The 17,127-nt window shown below is 74.4% G+C and carries 16 protein-coding genes; 4 read left to right on the top strand and 12 right to left on the bottom strand.

Annotated elements, in window-relative coordinates:
* Positions 1 to 16: 16 nt before the first annotated feature.
* The 4 genes from IE286_RS03885 to IE286_RS03870 form a co-directional block, all read right to left on the bottom strand.
* Positions 17 to 1,045 carry a 6-phosphofructokinase gene (locus IE286_RS03885; RefSeq protein ID WP_189795170.1) on the bottom strand — a complete coding sequence of 343 codons (1,029 nt, stop codon included), beginning with the start codon at positions 1,043 to 1,045 and terminating at the stop codon, positions 17 to 19.
* A gap of 156 nt (positions 1,046 to 1,201) precedes the next feature.
* Positions 1,202 to 1,888, bottom strand: a complete 687-nt coding sequence (locus IE286_RS03880) for a response regulator (protein WP_189795169.1) — start codon at positions 1,886 to 1,888, stop codon at positions 1,202 to 1,204.
* Positions 1,885 to 3,111, bottom strand: a complete 1,227-nt coding sequence (gene macS, locus IE286_RS03875; protein WP_189795168.1) for a MacS family sensor histidine kinase — start codon at positions 3,109 to 3,111, stop codon at positions 1,885 to 1,887. Before macS ends, IE286_RS03880 begins: the two co-directional genes overlap by 4 nt.
* A 67-nt stretch (positions 3,112 to 3,178) precedes the next feature.
* Positions 3,179 to 3,958 (bottom strand): lysophospholipid acyltransferase family protein, encoded by a 780-nt coding sequence (locus IE286_RS03870; protein WP_189795167.1) that lies wholly within the window; start codon positions 3,956 to 3,958, stop codon positions 3,179 to 3,181.
* Positions 3,959 to 4,194: 236 nt separating this feature from the next.
* On the opposite strand from IE286_RS03870, the gene IE286_RS03865 reads away from it, so the two are divergent.
* Together IE286_RS03865 and IE286_RS03860 are read left to right on the top strand one after the other, a co-directional pair.
* Entirely contained in the window at positions 4,195 to 4,974 is a 780-nt protein-coding gene (locus IE286_RS03865; protein WP_189795166.1) for an alpha/beta hydrolase, read from the top strand.
* Positions 4,975 to 5,227: 253 nt separating this feature from the next.
* Positions 5,228 to 5,761, top strand: coding sequence for a hypothetical protein (locus IE286_RS03860; RefSeq protein ID WP_229861965.1), 534 nt, complete (start codon positions 5,228 to 5,230; stop codon positions 5,759 to 5,761).
* A 90-nt stretch (positions 5,762 to 5,851) separates the two neighbouring features.
* On the opposite strand, the gene IE286_RS03855 is transcribed toward IE286_RS03860, so the two are convergent.
* From IE286_RS03855 to IE286_RS03830, 6 genes are all read right to left on the bottom strand, one after another.
* Positions 5,852 to 6,595 carry an endonuclease/exonuclease/phosphatase family protein gene (locus IE286_RS03855; protein WP_372462492.1) on the bottom strand — a complete coding sequence of 248 codons (744 nt, stop codon included), beginning with the start codon at positions 6,593 to 6,595 and terminating at the stop codon, positions 5,852 to 5,854.
* Positions 6,596 to 6,734: 139 nt separating this feature from the next.
* Positions 6,735 to 7,688 (bottom strand): ROK family glucokinase, encoded by a 954-nt coding sequence (locus IE286_RS03850; RefSeq protein ID WP_189795164.1) that lies wholly within the window; start codon positions 7,686 to 7,688, stop codon positions 6,735 to 6,737.
* A gap of 54 nt (positions 7,689 to 7,742) precedes the next feature.
* Positions 7,743 to 8,291: a DUF5304 domain-containing protein gene (locus IE286_RS03845; RefSeq protein WP_189795163.1), complete on the bottom strand. Its 549-nt coding sequence runs from the start codon at positions 8,289 to 8,291 to the stop codon at positions 7,743 to 7,745.
* A gap of 139 nt (positions 8,292 to 8,430) precedes the next feature.
* The gene (locus IE286_RS03840) at positions 8,431 to 9,600 is read right to left on the bottom strand and encodes an ArsA family ATPase (protein ID WP_189795162.1); all 1,170 of its coding nucleotides are present in this window, start codon (positions 9,598 to 9,600) and stop codon (positions 8,431 to 8,433) included.
* Between the two features lie 82 nt (positions 9,601 to 9,682).
* Entirely contained in the window at positions 9,683 to 10,126 is a 444-nt protein-coding gene (locus tag IE286_RS03835) for an SRPBCC family protein (RefSeq protein WP_189795161.1), read from the bottom strand.
* A 166-nt stretch (positions 10,127 to 10,292) separates the two neighbouring features.
* Complete coding sequence (locus tag IE286_RS03830; RefSeq protein ID WP_189795160.1) at positions 10,293 to 11,090, bottom strand: metallophosphoesterase family protein; 798 nt, start codon at positions 11,088 to 11,090, stop codon at positions 10,293 to 10,295.
* Positions 11,091 to 11,403: 313 nt separating this feature from the next.
* On the opposite strand from IE286_RS03830, the gene IE286_RS03825 reads away from it, so the two are divergent.
* Complete coding sequence (locus IE286_RS03825) at positions 11,404 to 13,200, top strand: AMP-dependent synthetase/ligase (RefSeq protein WP_189795159.1); 1,797 nt, start codon at positions 11,404 to 11,406, stop codon at positions 13,198 to 13,200.
* Between the two features lie 130 nt (positions 13,201 to 13,330).
* Here IE286_RS03825 and IE286_RS03820 read toward each other — a convergent pair whose 3' ends face one another.
* Positions 13,331 to 14,494 (bottom strand): glycosyltransferase family 4 protein, encoded by a 1,164-nt coding sequence (locus IE286_RS03820; protein ID WP_189795158.1) that lies wholly within the window; start codon positions 14,492 to 14,494, stop codon positions 13,331 to 13,333.
* A gap of 125 nt (positions 14,495 to 14,619) precedes the next feature.
* Between IE286_RS03820 and IE286_RS03815 the strand changes: the two genes are divergently transcribed.
* Positions 14,620 to 15,861, top strand: a complete 1,242-nt coding sequence (locus IE286_RS03815) for a glycosyltransferase 87 family protein (protein WP_189795157.1) — start codon at positions 14,620 to 14,622, stop codon at positions 15,859 to 15,861.
* Positions 15,862 to 15,872: 11 nt separating this feature from the next.
* Here IE286_RS03815 and IE286_RS03810 read toward each other — a convergent pair whose 3' ends face one another.
* A complete protein-coding gene (locus tag IE286_RS03810) occupies positions 15,873 to 17,063 on the bottom strand; it encodes a hypothetical protein (RefSeq protein ID WP_189795156.1) in 1,191 nt (396 codons plus the stop codon).
* Between the last annotated feature and the right edge of the window lie 64 nt (positions 17,064 to 17,127).

Below are 17,127 nucleotides of genomic sequence, written 5' to 3'. Positions count from 1 at the left end.
CCCCGGCACAGGGCGGTCAGCCGAAGAAGACGCCGATCTCCTCGTACAGCTTCGGGTCGACGGTCTTGAGTTTGGCGGTGGCCTCGGCGATCGGGACGCGCACGATGTCGGTGCCGCGCAGGGCGACCATCTTCCCGAAGTCGCCGTCGTGCACGCAGTCGATGGCGTGCAGCCCGAACCGGGTGGCCAGCCAGCGGTCGAAGGCGGTGGGGGTGCCGCCGCGCTGGATGTGCCCGAGGACGGTGGTCCGCGCCTCCTTGCCGGTGCGCTTCTCGATCTCCTTCGCCAGCCACTCGCCGACCCCGGAGAGCCGCACGTGCCCGAAGGAGTCCCGGGAGGTGTCCTTGAGGATCAGGTCGCCGTCCTTGGGCATGGCACCCTCGGCGACGACCACGATCGGGGCGTAGGACGCCTTGAAGCGGGAGGTGATCCAGGCGCAGACCTGGTCGAGGTCGAAGCGCTGCTCGGGGATGAGGATGACGTTGGCGCCGCCGGCGAGCCCGGCGTGCAGGGCGATCCAGCCGGCGTGCCGGCCCATCACCTCGCAGACCAGGACCCGCATGTGCGACTCGGCGGTGGTGTGCAGGCGGTCGATGGCCTCGGTGGCGATGGAGACCGCGGTGTCGAAACCGAAGGTGTAGTCGGTGGCCGACAGGTCGTTGTCGATGGTCTTGGGCACACCGACGCAGGGGACGCCGTACTCGTCGCCGAGCCGGGCGGCGACGCCCAGGGTGTCCTCGCCGCCGATCGCGACGAGCGCGTCGATCTCCTGCTTGGCGAGGGTGTCCTTGATGCGCCGGACGCCGTCCTCCTCCTTGAGGGGGTTGGTGCGCGAGGAGCCGAGGATGGTGCCGCCGCGGGGCAGGATGCCGCGCACGGCGGGGATGTCGAGACGGACGGTGACGTTCTCCAGGGGTCCTCGCCAGCCGTCCCGGAAGCCGACGAAGTCGTAGCCGTACTCCTGCACGCCCTTGCGGACGATGCCCCGGATGACGGCGTTGAGCCCGGGGCAGTCGCCGCCGCCGGTCAGAACTCCGACCCGCATGGAAATGTCCCTTCGCCGCGGTTGCCTGGTGAGGGCCACGCTAAGGGTGACGTACGTCACTTCAGGAGGGACGGGACGGTCAATTCCGGTAAAACGTCGCGTAGTTGAGGACGGCGAATCCACCCGAAAGGGTGAGGGGTGTGCGCGGACGCGGGTTTACTCGCCGTCGAGTCCGCGTTCGATGGCGTACCGGACCAGCTGGACCCGGTTGTGCAGCTGGAGCTTGCCGAGGGTGTTCTGCACATGGTTCTGCACCGTGCGGTGGGAGATCACCAGGCGCTCGGCGATCTGCTTGTAGCTCAGCCCCTTGGCGACCAGGCGCAGCACCTCGGTCTCCCGCTCGGTGAGCCGGGGCGTCCTCGGCGCGCCGGCGTCGTCCGCACCGGGGGCGGGGGCCGGCTCGGCGGCCAGCCGCCGGTACTCGCCCAGGACCAGCCCGGCCAGGCCGGGCGTGAACACGGCGTCGCCGGCCGCGGTGCGGCGCACCGCGTCCAGCAGTTCCTGCGTGGACGCCGACTTCACCAGATAGCCCGTCGCACCCGACTTCACCGCCTCCAGCACGTCGGCGTGCTCGCCGCTGGCCGAGAGCACCAGCACCCGCAACGACGGGTCGTGCGCGACGAGTTCCTTGCAGACCCGCACCCCGGGCTTGAGGGGCAGGTTCAGGTCGAGGACCAGCACGTCGGGGGCGGCCGCCTTGGCCCGGCGCACCGCCTGCTCGCCGTCGCCCGCGGTGGCGACCACGTGGAAGCCGGACTCGGTCAGGTCCCGCGCGACCGCGTCGCGCCACATCGGGTGGTCGTCGACCACCATGACCCTGATCGGGTCCCGCTGCTCGCTCATCGGCGTTCCGCCCTCGCCTTCCTCGGTATTCTCAGTTCCACCTCGGTGCCCTGTCCGGGCACGGAGACCAGCTCGGCGCTGCCGCCGAGGTCGCGCAGCCGGCCCCGGATGGACTGCGACACCCCCAGCCGGCCCTCGCTCTCGGCCTGCGCCAGCCGGCCCGGAGGGATGCCGGGCCCGTCGTCCCGGACGGTCACCAGCACCACGTCCGGCTCGTCCTCGATCAGGATCCACGCCCGGGCGTCCTCGCCCGCGTGCCGGCGGACGTTGTCCAGGGCCGCTCCCACGGCGGCGGCCACCTCCCGCGCGACGGCGGCCGGCAGCAGCACCGGGGCTCCCGGCTCGGCGATGCCGACCCGGCTTCCGGCGTACGGGGCGAGCAGGGTGCGCAGGTCGGCCGGTTGGCTCTCGCTCCCGGCCGTCTCCCCGTCCTCGGCGGCGTCCGCCACCGCTCCCGCGGTGAGCGGGGGGCCCTCGCCAAAGGTGCGGGGGCGGGGCAGCGGCCCGCCGGAGATCAGGGTGCGCAGCGCCGCCTCCTGCTCCCCGGCCAGCCGGCCCAGCTCGGCCGCCTGGCCGCCGAGGACCGCGCCGCGCCGCTGCACCATGGCCAGCACCTGCAGCACGCCGTCGTGGATGTCCCGGGCCAGCCGCTCCCGCTCGCGGGTCGCCGCCTGGATCTCCAGGGCGCGGGCGAGGGTGCGCTCGGAGGCGCGGGCGACCTCGACGACGTAGCCGATCGCCAGAGCCGCCACCCACACCAGGACCACGTTGTGCACGGTGTCCCGGGCCGGGGTGCCGCGCTCGACGAGGCTGGCGACGGCGACCGCGGTGGACGCCACGGCGGCCCAGCGCCAGCCGCCCCGCACCGCGAAGGCCAGGACGGAACCGGCGGTCCAGATCGACGGCAGCGTCGGTCCGCCGGCCGCGGCGTGCCCGGCGTCGGCGAGAGGGGTGAGCAGGATGCCGGTCACCGCCAGCGCGAGGTCGGCGACGAGGAAGCCGCGGGTGCAGCTCGCCGCGCCGGAGACCCTGGGCAGCGTGGCCAGGGTCCAGCCGCACAGCACGCAGTAGTAGGCGACGGCGATCCAGGGGCGGGAGAACCGCTCGTGGGCGGCGGCGAACAGAGCGACGGCGTACACCATGGTCAGCACGCGGTACCCGGCCAGCGCGCGCCACAGCGGCTGCTCGACCGACATCCTCATGACCCGATCGCGCCCGGCCATGTCCCCCCAGTCCCCCTGTCCGCGGGCCGCCGCGGTCTTGCCCGCCGGCCTGTGCGGTGCCCCGCCGCTACCGCCCGCCCTCGTCCTGCTCCGTCCGGTCCTGCCCGGCCTGCTTCCCGGCCCGTGCCCTCGCCGCCTTCTCCGCTTCCTTCTCGGCCTTCGCTGCCTGTGCGATCTGCCGCTTGACCACGGTCGCGTAGATGTCCACGTACTCCTGGCCGGACAGCTTCATGATCTCGTACATGACCTCGTCGGTCACCGCGCGCAGCACGAAGCGGTCGTTCTCCATGCCCTGGTAGCGCCGGAAGTCCAGCGGCTTGCCGATACGGATGCCCGGACGCATCAGCTTGGGCACGATCTTCCCCGGCGGCTGGATCTTCTCCGTGTCGATCATGGCGACCGGGATGACCGGCGCCCCCGTGGCCAGGGCCACCCGGGCGAGGCCGCCGGGCTTGCCCCGGTACAGGCGGCCGTCGGGCGACCGGGTGCCCTCGGGATAGATGCCGAACAGCTCGCCGCGCTCGATCACTTCGATGCCGCTGCGCACCGCCGCCTCGCCGGCGCCGCGCGCCCCGGAACGGTCCACGGGCAGCTGCCCCACGCCCTTGAAGAACGCGGCGGTCAGCCGCCCCTTCACCCCGGGCGTGGTGAAGTACTCGGCCTTCGCGATGAAGGTGACCTTGCGGTCCAGCACCGCGGGCAGGAAGAACGAGTCCGAGAACGACAGATGGTTGCTCGCCAGTATCGCGGGGCCCTCGGCGGGGACGTTCTCCAGGCCCTCCACCCAGGGCCGGAAGGCGACCTTCAGCGGCCCCCCGAGGACGACCTTCAACGCGCCGTACAACAACCGAGTGCCTCCTGTGTGTGTCGATCAGACCATAACCCGCGGCGGCGACAGAAGCCGCCCGGCAGACCTGGTCGGTGCCGGTGTGGTCGTCTACGGTGAAGTACCCGCGGTCGGCGGCCGTCCGCCGTCGGCGGAACGTGTCGCCCCGACGCCCCCACCCGCCCGCGCGGCACCCGGTGGCACCGGGGCAGCCCTGTGATCGTCGTGCTCCGTCACCTCACGAACAGGAGACCGTCGTGCCGGTCCTGCCCGGAGCCGAGCCGTACCGCCACGAGGGCGGCCCGGTCGGTGTCCTCCTCCTTCACGGCTTCACCGGTTGTCCCCAGTCGATGCGCCCCTGGGCCGGCCACGTGGCCGAGCACGGCCTGTCGGTCTCGGTGCCGCTGCTGCCGGGGCACGGGACACGCTGGCAGGACATGCAGGTCACCGGCTGGCAGGACTGGTACGCGGAGGCGGACCGCGCGCTGCGCCTCCTGCGGCAGCGCTGCACGCACGTGTTCGTGGCCGGGCTGTCCATGGGCGGTGCCCTGGCGCTGCGCCTGGCCGCCCGGCACGGGGACGCGGTGAGCGGAGTCATCGCGGTCAACCCGGTGCACAGGCTGCACGGGCTGCCCGCGTACGCCCTGCCCGTGGTCCGGCACCTGCTGCCCGCCGTCAAGGGAATCGCCAGCGACATCGCCAAGGAGGGCGTCACGGAGCTGGGCTACGACTACGTGCCGCTGCACGCCGCCCACTCGCTGCGGACCTTCCTCCGCCTCCTCGACCGCGAGCTGCCGCAGGTCACGCAGCCGCTGCTGTTGCTGCGCAGCCCGCAGGACCATGTGGTGCCGCCGGCCGACTCGGCCCGGATCCTCAGCCGGGTCTCCTCCCTGGACGTCACCGAGGTCCTGCTGGAACACAGCTACCACGTGGCGACGTTGGACCACGACGCGGACCGGATCTTCGAGGAGAGCCTCGCCTTCATCGGCCGGCTCGCAACCGGCGTCGGCAAGGAAGGGGCGACGGCAGGTGGCTGAGCACGAACGCGACCATGAGGCCGCGGAGAACCTCCGTGAGGGCGGGGACTCTCCGGGACCCGCGGACGGCGGGACGTCCCAGGACCGCACCGAGCGCGGCGGCGGCACGCCCGCGTCCGGGGCCGCGGGCCGGGAGCGGTCGGGGGCCGGCGAGGCGGCCGCGGCGGACGAGGGCACCGCGAGCGGGGATGCGGCTTCCGGCGCGACCGCCGGGACGACCGGTGCCGCCGGTTCCGGTGCCGCCGGTTCCGGTGTGACGGAGAGCGGTGCGAGGGGTGCCGGGCGGCTGCCGCTGGACGAGGAGGCCGCCTGGGCCGCCATCGTCGCCGGGTACGGGGAGGAGCCGCCGGATCCGCCCGGCGCCCGGCCGTTCCGGCCGGTCGAGGACGACGAGCGTGCGGGGCGCGGGCCCGGCGGCGCGGGCCGGTCCGCGCCGCGGCTGGGCGGCTCGGTCTCCTTCGCCCCCGGGGTGGGGCCCGCCGGTCCCCGGGACTACGCGCTCGGGGAGCCGTCCGACGACGACTTCGACGAGGACGACGAGGGCCACTTCGTGCCGCCCGAGCCGCCGCCGCTGCCGGAGGCGGACACCACCGCCAAGTTCGCCTGGCTGGGCGTGGTCGGCGGCCCGGTCCTGCTGTTGCTGGCCGTGGTGCTCGGCTGGGACATGACCTGGTGGCTGACCACGGTCTGCGTCGGCGGCTTCCTCGGCGGCATCGCGACGCTCGTGGCCCGCATGAACCCGGGCGACGACGAGGACGACGACCCGGGGCGGGGCGCGGTGGTCTGACCGGCGGGGCAGCGGCGCGTGCCCGCGGGCCGGGCCTCCGCCGTCACCGGAGGGTCGCCGCCCGGCCCCCGGGAGGGGCGTCCGCGGCCGTCACGCCGCCGGGACCCGGAAGGCGCCGAGCACCGGCAGGTGGTCCGTGGCCGTGCGCAGCTCGGTCTGCGTGACACCGGGGAGACCGACGGGCACCCCGCAGCCGAGGACCTCGACGCCGCGGGTGGCGAAGAGCGCGTCGATGCGCCGGTGCGGGTCGGCGGCGGACCAGGTGTGCTCACCGCCCCACGGCGCGGTCGCCCAGCCGTCCCGCAGCGCGCCGGCCAGGCGGGTGAAGGCCGGTCCCTCGGGGCCCTCGTTGATGTCGCCGCCCGCGATGGCGTGGTCCACGCCCATCCCGGCCAGCCGGTCCAGCAGCATGCCGCTCTGCTCGTAGCGTTCGTCCTTGTCGAGCGAGAGGTGGCAGCCGAGCACGCCGAGGCGCGCCCCGCCGAACCGGACGACGGCCGTGGCGAACCCCCTGCGGTGCAGCCCGGGGGTGAGCGGCAGCAGCACGTCCTCGGTGCGCTCGACGGTGGCGCGCAGCGAGCACAGCACGGCCGTGCCGGCGGCCGTCGCGCCCCCGGTGAGGATCACCAGCCCGGCGGCGCGCGCCAGCCGCGCCAGCTTCTTGCGCCAGCGGAAGAACCGGGGCGCCTCCTGCAGGAGGACGAGATCGGGCGCCGAGGCCCGGATCACCCGGGCCAGGGCCTCGGTGTCGTCCTTGAGCGAGCGGACGTTGCAGGACAGGACACGGACGACGGCGGAGCCGTCGGGCTCGGTGCGGGACGTGGGCAGCTGCATGAGGATCAACATACGCCCGCGCACGCCCGGCGGCCGCAGGGGCTCCGTCCCAGGTCACGGCGGCGCCCGCGGGCCGGTACGACGGCGCCCACCGGCCCCGGGCGACGGGACGGTGGGCGCGTCGGCGCGGCAGCGCGCGTCACATGACCGGGTCGGGCTCGCGGGCCAGGTCCGCGGCACCCACCAGGCCGGCCTTGTTGCCGAGCTGGGCGGCGATCACCTCGGCCACCGGGCGCCAGTTGCCGCCGACCAGCCAGCGCCGGTACGACTTGCGGATCGGCTCCAGGACCAGCTCGCCCTCGTCGGACAGGCCGCCGCCGACGATGAACGCGGACGGGTCGAACAGGGACGCCAGGTCGGCCAGGCCGGCGCCGGCCCAGCGGGCCAGCTCGCGGTAGGAGTCGATGGCGACCTTGTCGCCCTGGCGGGCGGCCATGGAGATGTGCTTGCCCTCGATGCCGTCGGGCGTGCCGTCGCCCAGGGACAGCAGGATCTGGGCGTTCTCCGGAGTGGCGTTGGCGCGCTGCTTGGCGTACCGCACGAGGGCGCGGCCGGAGGCGTACTGCTCCCAGCAGCCCTGCGAGCCGCAGCCGCACAGCAGGCCGTCGGGCACCATGCGGATGTGGCCGAACTCGGCGGCCACGCCGAAGTGGCCGCGGCGCAGCTTGTTGCCGATGATGATGCCGCCGCCCAGGCCGGTGCCCAGGGTGATGCAGATGACGTTGCGGTGGCCCTTGCCGGCGCCGAACTTGTACTCGCCCCAGGCGGCGGCGTTCGCGTCGTTCTCCACGACGACCGGCAGGCCGACCCGCGCCTCGACCTTCTCCTTGAGCGGTTCGCTGCGCCAGTCGATGTTGGGCGCGAAGTAGACGGTGGACCGCTGCCGGTTGACGTAACCGGCGGCACCGATGCCCACGCCGACGATCTCGTGCCCCGCACGTGCGCCCTCCACCGCCGAGGCGATGGCGTCCACGATGGCCTCGGGTGAGTGGGGGGTCGGCACCTTGAAGGTCGAAAGGATGTTGCCTTCCTCGTCGACCACGCCGGCCGCGATCTTCGTGCCGCCGATGTCGACGCCGATGGTGAGTCCCATTTATCCCTCAGTTTCGGTCGAGCCCCGCTACGGCCAACCGTACCCGAGGGGACTTCAGTCCACGTCGATGCGTTCCCCGCCGCCGGTGCCCTCGCCGCCGTCGCGGCGTCCGGGACGGTCCCCGAGGTCCTTCAGCTCGTCGGCGAGATCCTTGCCGTCTCTGGTCCAGCGGCGTTCCTGTGCGGTGACGGCCGATCGGTAGGCGGCGAGCAGCTCGCTGCCGGCCGCGGCCAGGTGGTCGAAGACCTCGGGGTTGCGCTCCACGACGGGTTCCACGACCGCCTTGGCCTGCTGGACGACCTGCCGCACCACCTGCTGGGCGGCGGGTGAGGCGGCCGCGCCGAGCAGCGGCGCCTGCAGCGAGGACAGCTTGCCGGCGACCGCGTCCACGAGCTTGCGCAGCTCCTCGGCGGCCGAGCCCTCGGGGGAGCCGGTGCGGGCGCGGCGCCGGGCCCGCTCCGCCTGGAGGTCCTCGGCGCAGGCCGTGGCCCAGGCGTCGGGATCGACGGTGCGGGGCTCCTCGCGCGACTCCTCGCCGCCGGTCCCGCCCTGAGCGGTGTCGTCCCGCGCGGCGTCGTCGGACGGTGTGCGCTCTTCGCTCATGACGGACTCCTGACTGCGGTTCGTCTTGTCGACGTTACCGGAACCGTGCGGGCCGGTTCATCCGCCACCGCGGGCCGGTCCGCGGCCGCGGGGGGCGGTCCGGACCGGGGGGCGGTCCGGACCGGGCCGCCGGGGCGGCTCAGTCCCGGCGCGGCCACAGTTGCGGGTCCGGCGCGAACCGGATGCGCAGCTCGCCCTCGCGCAGCGACGCCCCGGCCACCGTGCAGCGGCGCAGCGCCGACGGCAGCGGGACGATCCGGCGGTGCCCTCCCGCGGCCAGCAGCAGCTCGTCGCCGCGCCGGACGAGGTCCAGCTCCTCGCGCCGGGCGCCGGGCAGCGGGATGCGCCACACCAGGACCCCGTCCTCGGCGATCCGGTCGGTCACGGGCCACTCGACCGGGCCGGGGGGTGCGGTGACGCCGGGCACCCCCAGCGCGGCCAGGTCGTCCCGGCCCCGCGGGTCCCGGCCCAGGTGGGCGGCGCGGTGCACGGTGTACGTCCCGGCCCACTCGTCCAGCGTCTTGCGCTGCTGGGCGAGGGGGACGGCCAGCCAGGAGTCCGCGGCCGCCTCCGGCAGCACCCGGGCGGCCACCACGGACTCCACCGGCAGCCCGCGCACCGCGGCGCCGAGCACGGCGCTGCGCACCGCGTCCGCGCCGGCCGGTCCGGGCTCGGCGACCAGGCGGACGGCGGTGCCGCGGTCGGCGACGACGGCGTCCACGGCGGCCAGCTCCGTGTCCCAGCGTTCCGCCGTCTCGTACAGCCCCTCGGCGGGCATGGGCACGCCCGCGAGCCGGCCGAGCACCGGGCGCAGGGCGCGTGCCGCCTGCCGCTCCGGCGGGAGCAGGCGGCGCAGCAGGCGGCGCAGCTCGGCGGGCAGGGCGAGCAGGGCGAGGGCCCGTTCGACGGGCGGCAGGTCGACGACCAGCAGTTCGTAGCGCTCCGACAGGGCGGCGTCCCGCAGGGCCCGCAGCAGGGCCAGCTCCTCGGCGCCCGGCAGCAGGGTGATCTCCTCGGCGTCCAGACGGGAGGCGCCCAGCAGGTCGAGGACGCCTGCGGCACGGTCCTGGAGGGCGACGACGTCCGCCCGGAAGGAGGCCTCGGCGTCCGGACGCCAGGCGGTCAGCCGGGGTCCGGCCTCGACGGGCTCCGCGCCGGTGGGCACGCCCAGTGCCGTGCCGAGGGTGTCCGCGCGGTCGCTGCTGAGGACGAGGGTGGGCACGCCCGCGCGGGCGGCCGCGAGGGCGGTGGCCGCGGAGACGGTGGTGCGGCCGCTGCCGCCGGGGCCCGTGATCAGGAGGGTACGCATGGGGATGAACGGTAGGTGAGGGTGCGCCGGCCCGCCGGTGGGCGGCCACGGCAGGGTCCGGCCGGGGCGGCCCCGGTCCCGCTCACGCCTCCTTGGACTCCACCCGCTTCTTCAGGCCGGCCAGGGCGCGGTCGATGATGACCTTCTCCGCCTTGCGCTTGATCATGCCCAGCATGGGGATCTTGACGTCCACGGTGAGCTGGTAGGTCACCTCGGTCGCGCCGGTGCCCACCGGCTTGAGCAGGTAGGAACCGTCGAGGGAGCGCAGCATCTGGGACTTGACCAGGGTCCAGGAGACCTCGTGGTCGCCGGTCCAGGTGTAGGCGAGGGTCTGGTCGTCCTTGATGGCGCCCGCGTCCATCACGAGGCGGACCTGCTCGGCGCGGCCCTGGTCGTCGGTGCTGAGGACCTCGGCCTCCTTGACCTCGCCGGTCCAGTCGGGATAGCGGGCGAAGTCGGCGATCACCCCCATGACGTCGGCCGGTGCCGCCTCGATGGTGATGCTCGAGCTGGTGTGTTCCGCCATCGCCGTGGCTCCTCCAGATGCGGGCCGCAAGTCGGGTTCGTGTGCGCACGTGTGTGCAGCGTGAAGGCTACCGCGCAGAGGACCGGCGGACTCGACCCGCACCTGCGGACATGACGGGTCCGGCCAGGGCGTCCTCGCCCCTGCGGATGCGTGTGCGCACCCCTCGTCACCACTCGAGGACCCAGGGCGTGCCCGTGCGCGCGAAGTGGCCCACGTTGACGCACTCGGTGGCGCCGATGCGCATGCGGCGCACCAGCGGCTGGTGCACATGGCCGAAGAGGGCGTAGCGGGGGCGGGTGCGGCGGATGGCGTCCAGCAGGGCGCGGCTGCCGCGCTCGAAGCGGCGGGCGACGGTGTCGTAGAGGAGTTCGGGGACGTCCGGGGGGATGTGGGTGCACAGCACGTCGGCCTCGCCGACGGCCTCGATCTTCGCGGCGTACTCCTCGTCGCCGATCTCGTAGCCGGACCGCATCGGGGAACGCAGGCCGCCTCCGACGAACCCGAAGACGCGGCCGCCGATCTCCGTCCGCTGCCCGTCGAGCACGACGGTGCCCTCCCGGGCGAACTCGGGCCACAGGTGCGGGACGTCGACATTGCCGTAAGTGGCGTAGGTCGGTGTGGGGAAGGCGGCGAAGAGTTCCGCGTACTGCCGGCGGACCGCCTGTTCGATCACCTCGGTCCGGTCGCCGTCGATGCCCGCCCAGAGCCGGGCGCCCAGCACGCGGGCCTCCTCGAAGCGGCGCTCGGTGCGCAGGGCGACGAGCCGGTCGGCGTTCTCGGTGCCGAACAGGTCGGGGAGGATGCCGCGCGAGTGGTCGGCGTAGTCGAGGAAGAGAACGAGGTCGCCCAGGCAGATCAGGGCGTCGGCACCCTCGCCGGCCCGGGCCAGGTCGCGCACGTTGCCGTGCACGTCGCTGACCACGTGCACACGTGTGCGGCGGGTACCGGACGGTGGACGGTTCATGGTCATCGAGCGTAGGCGGCGTGCGGCATGGGTGAACAGAGGCGCTCACCTGGCCCTTTTGTGGCCAGTCGTTCCCGGTGTCGACTAGTGTGCCCGCAGGGACATCCCCCATGTGACGCAGCGAACATCTCGCCCGGCCCCCTGTCGGAGTGGCCATACCGGCGGGTAGCCTCCGGTCGGTCCAGTCGTGCTCTGGATCTCAACCATCGGGCCCCAGCGGCTCCTGGCGAACCCGGGCACCCGACCGAGCCTTGGACCGCACCATCGCATCACATCACGTCGTGGCGCCGGCGCCCTGTGAGGAGCAGCAGTCTTGCGCGAGTTCAGCCTTCCGGCCTTGTACGAGGTTCCCACGGACGGGAACCTGACCGACATCGTCCGCAGAAACGCCGCGCAGCATCCGGATGTGGCCGTCATCGCCCGCAAGGCTGACGGCGTCTGGCAGGACGTCAGCGCCCGGGAGTTCCTCGCCGAGGTGCACACCGCCGCCAAGGGCCTGATCGCCGCCGGTGTGCAGCCAGGCGACCGGGTGGGCCTGATGTCCAGGACGCGCTACGAGTGGACGCTGCTGGACTTCGCCATCTGGAGCGCGGGCGCGGTCACCGTGCCGGTGTACGAGACCAGCTCGGCGGAACAGGTCCGCTGGATCCTCAGCGACTCGGGCGCCACCGCATGCGTGGTGGAGACCGGGGCGCACGCCGCCACCGTGGAGTCGGTGCGCGAGGCGCTGCCCGCGCTGAAGCACGTGTGGCAGATCGACGCCGGCGCGGTCGAGGAACTGGGCCGGCTCGGGCAGGGTGTGTCCGACGAGACGGTCGAGGAGCGCGGCTCGCGGGCGAAGGCCGACGACCCGGCCACCATCGTCTACACCAGCGGCACGACCGGGCGGCCCAAGGGCTGCGTGCTCACCCACCGCAGCTTCTTCGCCGAGTGCGGCAACGTGGTCGAGCGGCTGCGTCCCCTGTTCCGCACCGGTGAGTGCTCGGTGCTGCTGTTCCTGCCGCTGGCGCACGTCTTCGGGCGGCTGGTGCAGATCGCTTCGATGATGGCGCCGATCAAACTCGGCTGCGTCCCCGACATCAAGAACCTCACCGACGAGCTGGCCACCTTCCGCCCCACGCTGATACTGGGTGTGCCGCGGGTGTTCGAGAAGGTGTACAACGCGGCGCGGTCCAAGGCGCAGGCCGAGGGCAAGGGCACGATCTTCGACAAGGCCGCGGACACCGCGATCGCGTACAGCAAGGCCCTGGACACCCCGTCCGGCCCGTCGCTGGGGCTGCGCCTGAAACACAAGGTGTTCGACACGCTGGTCTACAGCAAGCTGCGCGCGGTGCTCGGAGGGCGCGGGGAGTACGCCATCTCCGGCGGCGCCCCGCTCGGCGAGCGGCTCGGGCACTTCTTCCGCGGCATCGGCTTCACCGTGCTGGAGGGCTACGGCCTGACCGAGTCCTGCGCGGCGACCGCGTTCAACCCGTGGGACCGGCAGAAGATCGGCACGGTCGGGCAGCCGCTGCCCGGCTCGGTGGTGCGGATCGCCGACGACGGCGAGGTGCTGCTGCACGGCGAGCACCTGTTCAAGGAGTACTGGAACAACCCGGAAGCGACGGCCGAGGCGCTGGCCGACGGCTGGTTCCACACCGGGGACATCGGCACCCTCGACGAGGACGGCTACCTGCGGATCACCGGCCGCAAGAAGGAACTCATCGTCACCGCGGGCGGCAAGAACGTCGCCCCGGCCGTGATCGAGGACCGCATCCGCGCCCACGCGCTGGTCGCCGAGTGCATGGTGGTGGGCGACGGGCGGCCGTTCGTGGGCGCGCTGATCACCCTGGACGAGGAGTTCCTGGGCCGCTGGGCGGCCGAGCACGGCAAGCCCGCCGGCTCCACCGTGGCCTCGCTGCGCGACGACCCGGACCTGCACGCGGCCGTGCGGGCGGCGGTCGACGACGGCAACGCGGCCGTGTCCAAGGCGGAGTCGGTGCGCAAGTTCCGCATCCTCGACACCCAGTTCACGGAGGAGTCCGGCCACCTCACCCCGTCGCTGAAGCTCAAGCGGAACGTGGTGGCCCAGGACTTCGCCGACGAGATCGAGGCGCTGTACGCCAAGTGACCGCCGCGCCGGCCCCGCGGGCGCGGGGCCGGGGGCCTCGGGGTGTGCACGGGGCGGTGGGAACGGCCGCCGTGCCTCAGCCGGCGTGCACAGCCGGCCGGGGGCGGACGGTGCGCACGGCCGGCCGGGGTCAGATGGTGCGCACGGCCGGCTGGAGCAGGTCCTCGAGCCGCTCGGCCAGCAGGTCCCACCGCCACTTCTCCTCCACCCAGCGGCGTCCCCGCTCCCCCATGCGGCGGCGCAGCGCAGGGTCCCTCAGCAGGGCGACGATGCGGTCGGCGGCCTCCTCGGGGCTGCCGCCGCGCACCACCCAGCCGGTCTCGCCGTCGAGCACCGCGTCGGGTGCGCCGCCGGAGTCCCCGGCGACGACCGGAAGACCGGTCGCCGAGGCCTCCAGGTAGACGATGCCCAGCCCCTCCACGTCCAGGCCGCCGCGCCGGGTGCGGCACGGCATGGCGAAGACGTCACCGGCGCCGTAGTGCGCGGGCAGCTCCTCCCACGGCACCGAGCCGGTGAACCGCACGGAGGCGTCCACCCCCGTCTCCCGGGCGAGCCGGCGCAGGTCCCGCTCGTACGGCCCGCCGCCCACGATCAGCAGCACCGTGTCCGGCTCGGCGGCCAGGATGCGGGGCATGGCCCGGATCAGGGTGTCCTGCCCCTTGCGCCTGACCAGCCGGGAGACGCACACCACCACGGGACGGTCGGTCAGGCCGAGCCGGGCCCGCACCTCGTCGCCGCCCGCATCCGGGTGGAAGATCTTCTCGTCCACCCCGGGCGGCAGCTGCACCATCCGGGCCGCGGCCTGCTCGGTGAGCGCGCCCGCGATCCGGGAGCGGGTGTACTCGCCGAGATAGGTGAGCGTGTCCGTGGACTGACCGATGCGCCGCAGCAGCCCGCGCGCCACGGGCAGCTGCGCCCAGCCGGCCTCGTGCCCGTGCGTGGTGGCCACCAGCCGCTCGGCGCCCGCCCGGCGCAGCGCCGGCGCCATCAGTCCGAGCGGCGCCGCCGCACCGAACCACACCGAGGTGCACCCGTGCTCGCGCAGCAGCTCGGTGGCGCGCCGGGTGGCGTCCGGCGTCGGCAGCAGCATCGTGGTGCGGTCGCGGACGACGGTGAAGGGCTGCTCCGCGTCGAAGGCCGCCGTCGCCTCGGCGCCTTCCCGTCCGCGTTTCCAGGTGGAGGCGTAGACGACCAGCCGGCCCGGGTCCAGGCGCAGCGCCATGTTGTGCAGGAAGGCCTGGATGCCGCCGGGGCGGGGCGGGAAGTCATTGGTGACGATGAGGGTCTTGTGCATCGCCGCCGACCCTACCGGGTGGGGCGGGCGCGACCCTGAGCGGCCGTACTGCCGTGGCCCGGGGCCGGGCGGGCGGGAGAGCATGGCCGTGACGGCGGCACGGCACACGGACGAGGGTCGAGACGGTGGACGAGGCGAGTGCGGGGCGGCGGACGGCGGCATTGCTGGCGGTGTGGACGGCGACGCGGGCGGTGCTGGTGCTGTGCGTGCTGCGGGTGCTGGTGCTGCCCGGCCCGGACGTCACCAGCGATGTCTCGGTGATCTACCGGGGCTGGTACGAGGTGCTGCGCCAGGGGTCCTTCCCGGCCGGCGACGTGGCCTGGCAGTACCCTCCCGGTGCCGCCCTGGCGGTCCTCTCCCCCGCCGTGCTGCCGTTCCTCGACTACGCCACGGCCTTCCTCGTGCTGGCGCTGCTCGCCGACCTGGTGGTGCTGGGCCTGCTGCTGGCCGCCGGCCGGGGTGCCGACCGTTCGCCGCGAGGCGCCTGGGTGTGGACGGCGGGCGCGGCCGCGGTGGGGCCGACGCTGTACGCCCGCTACGACGTGCTGGTGACCGCGGTGGCGGTGGCCGCGCTGCTCGCGGGCGCCCGGCATCCGCGGGTGCTGGGCGTGCTGGCGGGCTTCGGGGCGCTGCTGAAGGGCTGGCCGCTGCTGCTGCTCGCGGGCGCGCGGGGCACCACCGGGCGGCGTGCCTGGGGCGCGGCGGTGCTGACCGCGGCGGCGGGGGTGCTGGTGGCGGTGTCGGCGCTGCCGGGGGCGCTGTCGTTCCTGAGCGCCCAGCGCGACCGGGGCACGGAGGTGGAGTCGGTGGGCGCGCTGGTGTTCCATCTGGCCCGGCAGGCCGGCTGGGACGGCCGGGTGGAGCTGCGCTACGGGTCGATGGAGTTCACCGGCCCGTACGTCGCGGTGGCGGGCACCGTGGCGCAGGTGCTGACCGCGGCCGGGCTCGTGTGGCTGCTGGCGTGGCGGCTGCGGGCCCACCGGTCGGGGCCGCACACGCTCGCGGACGCCGCGTTCACGGCGGTGCTGCTGTGCACGGTGACCAGCCGGGTGATCAGCCCGCAGTACCTGGTGTGGCTGGCCGGGCTGGGCGCGGTGTGCCTGTGCTTCGCCGGCAGCACGATGCGGCTGCCGGTGGTGCTGGTGCTGGCGGCGGCGGGGGTGACGGTGCTGGAGTTCCCGGTGTTCTTCGCCGACGTCGTGGCGAGCGACGGGCTCGGGGTGGGGCTGCTGGTGGTGCGCGACGGGCTGCTGGTGGCCGCCTGCCTGCTGGCCTGCCGGGCGCTGTGGCGGGCCACGGTGCCGCCGGTACGGGCGGTGTCCCTGCCCGGTCAGGTCTCCCGCAGCCGGGAGGACCTGCACTCCTGAGCGGGCGTGCCTCAGGTCAGCCGGTCCCTGAGGTACTGCCGCCACTGCGCGGTGAACTGATCCAGGGTGGTGCCCAGCACCGTGTGCAGCGCGTCCTCGACGGCTCCACCGCGCCGGTCGTGGGCTCCGACGGCGCGGTAGAAGGCGTCGAGCCGTCGCTCGCCCCACCGGTCGGCGATCATCCGGCAGGCCATCCAGCCGCCCTCGTAGGCGCGGGCGAGGCCGCTGGCGTCGCCGGTGAAGGCGAAGTCCCGGTCGGCGGGCAGGGCGTCGGGCAGCTCGCCCGCGGCGACGGCTCGGGCGAGTTCGGGCGCGGCCTGCTCGGGGGTGCGGCCGGAGGTGCGGTAGCCGACCCAGTCGGCGTAGCCCTCGGACAGCCACAGCGGGGTGGCGGCGCCGGTGTGGGCGCGGGTGGCGACATGGGTGGTCTCGTGGGTGAGGACGACCTGCCTGCCGAGCGGACCCAGCAGGCCGTAGGCGTCGGGGTTGACGATGATCCGGTCGGCGGGGGCCCGTCCGCCGCTGCCGGCCTCGCCGGTGGTGACGGCGGCGATGCCGCGGTAGTCGGCGGCCCGCGAGCCGAGCAGGGCGGCCATGCCCTGGAGGGAGCCGGGGACGAGGACGACGACGTGGTGGCTCCAGTCGCCGTCCCAGGCGGAGGACACCGCGGGCACCGCGCGGTCGGCCAGGCCGGCGTAGCCGCGCAGGGCGGAGGCGGACTGGCCGACGCCGAGAACGATGCCGGAGCGGCCGCGGACCACCGTCACCCGGCCCTGGTCCCACAGCTGCTGGGCGGAGCGGGTCGCGGGCCGGTCGGCGGTGACGTACCAGCCGCCGGAGGCGGTGGTGGCCAGGGTGAGGGTGCGGCCGGCGGTGACCGGCGCGTCGTCGTAGCCGGCCAGGCGGTAGCGCAGTTCGGCGTCGGCGGTGGCCGTGCCGCCACTGCGGTGCACCCCGGTCACCCGGTAGGACAGGTCCGCGAACGGCACGGAGCTGAGGTTCGCGTACGGGTCGCGGGTTCCGGTGGCGGCGTAGGCGGCCGGGTCGTGGTGCAGGACGGCGGCCGCCCTGCGGTCCAGCAGCTGCTGCACCTGCCGGCGCGCGGTGTCGGCCGCGGACGGCACGCCGCACGCCGACAGCGACGCCAGCAGCAGGCACGCCGCCGCCGCGACACGTCTCGTCCTTCGCCTGCGACCGGCCACTGCGTGATGGTACGGCGGCCGCCGGCACCGTGTCCGCACCGTCGCGTCGTCCGCCCCGGGGCGG

The organism is Streptomyces thermodiastaticus, assembly GCF_014656135.1.
GTDB lineage: Bacteria > Actinomycetota > Actinomycetes > Streptomycetales > Streptomycetaceae > Streptomyces > Streptomyces thermodiastaticus.
This window is presented reverse-complemented; position numbering and strand designations above follow the sequence as displayed.

Coding starts and splice junctions, on each gene's coding strand:
- IE286_RS03885 (WP_189795170.1), bottom strand. CDS start 1,045: ATGCGGGTCGGAGTTCTGACCGGCGGCGGCGACTGCCCCGGGCTCAAC.
- IE286_RS03880 (WP_189795169.1), bottom strand. CDS start 1,888: ATGAGCGAGCAGCGGGACCCGATCAGGGTCATGGTGGTCGACGACCAC.
- macS (WP_189795168.1), bottom strand. CDS start 3,111: ATGGCCGGGCGCGATCGGGTCATGAGGATGTCGGTCGAGCAGCCGCTG.
- IE286_RS03855 (WP_372462492.1), bottom strand. CDS start 6,595: ATGCAGCTGCCCACGTCCCGCACCGAGCCCGACGGCTCCGCCGTCGTC.
- IE286_RS03850 (WP_189795164.1), bottom strand. CDS start 7,688: ATGGGACTCACCATCGGCGTCGACATCGGCGGCACGAAGATCGCGGCC.
- IE286_RS03845 (WP_189795163.1), bottom strand. CDS start 8,291: ATGAGCGAAGAGCGCACACCGTCCGACGACGCCGCGCGGGACGACACC.
- IE286_RS03840 (WP_189795162.1), bottom strand. CDS start 9,600: ATGCGTACCCTCCTGATCACGGGCCCCGGCGGCAGCGGCCGCACCACC.
- IE286_RS03835 (WP_189795161.1), bottom strand. CDS start 10,126: ATGGCGGAACACACCAGCTCGAGCATCACCATCGAGGCGGCACCGGCC.
- IE286_RS03830 (WP_189795160.1), bottom strand. CDS start 11,090: ATGAACCGTCCACCGTCCGGTACCCGCCGCACACGTGTGCACGTGGTC.
- IE286_RS03820 (WP_189795158.1), bottom strand. CDS start 14,494: ATGCACAAGACCCTCATCGTCACCAATGACTTCCCGCCCCGCCCCGGC.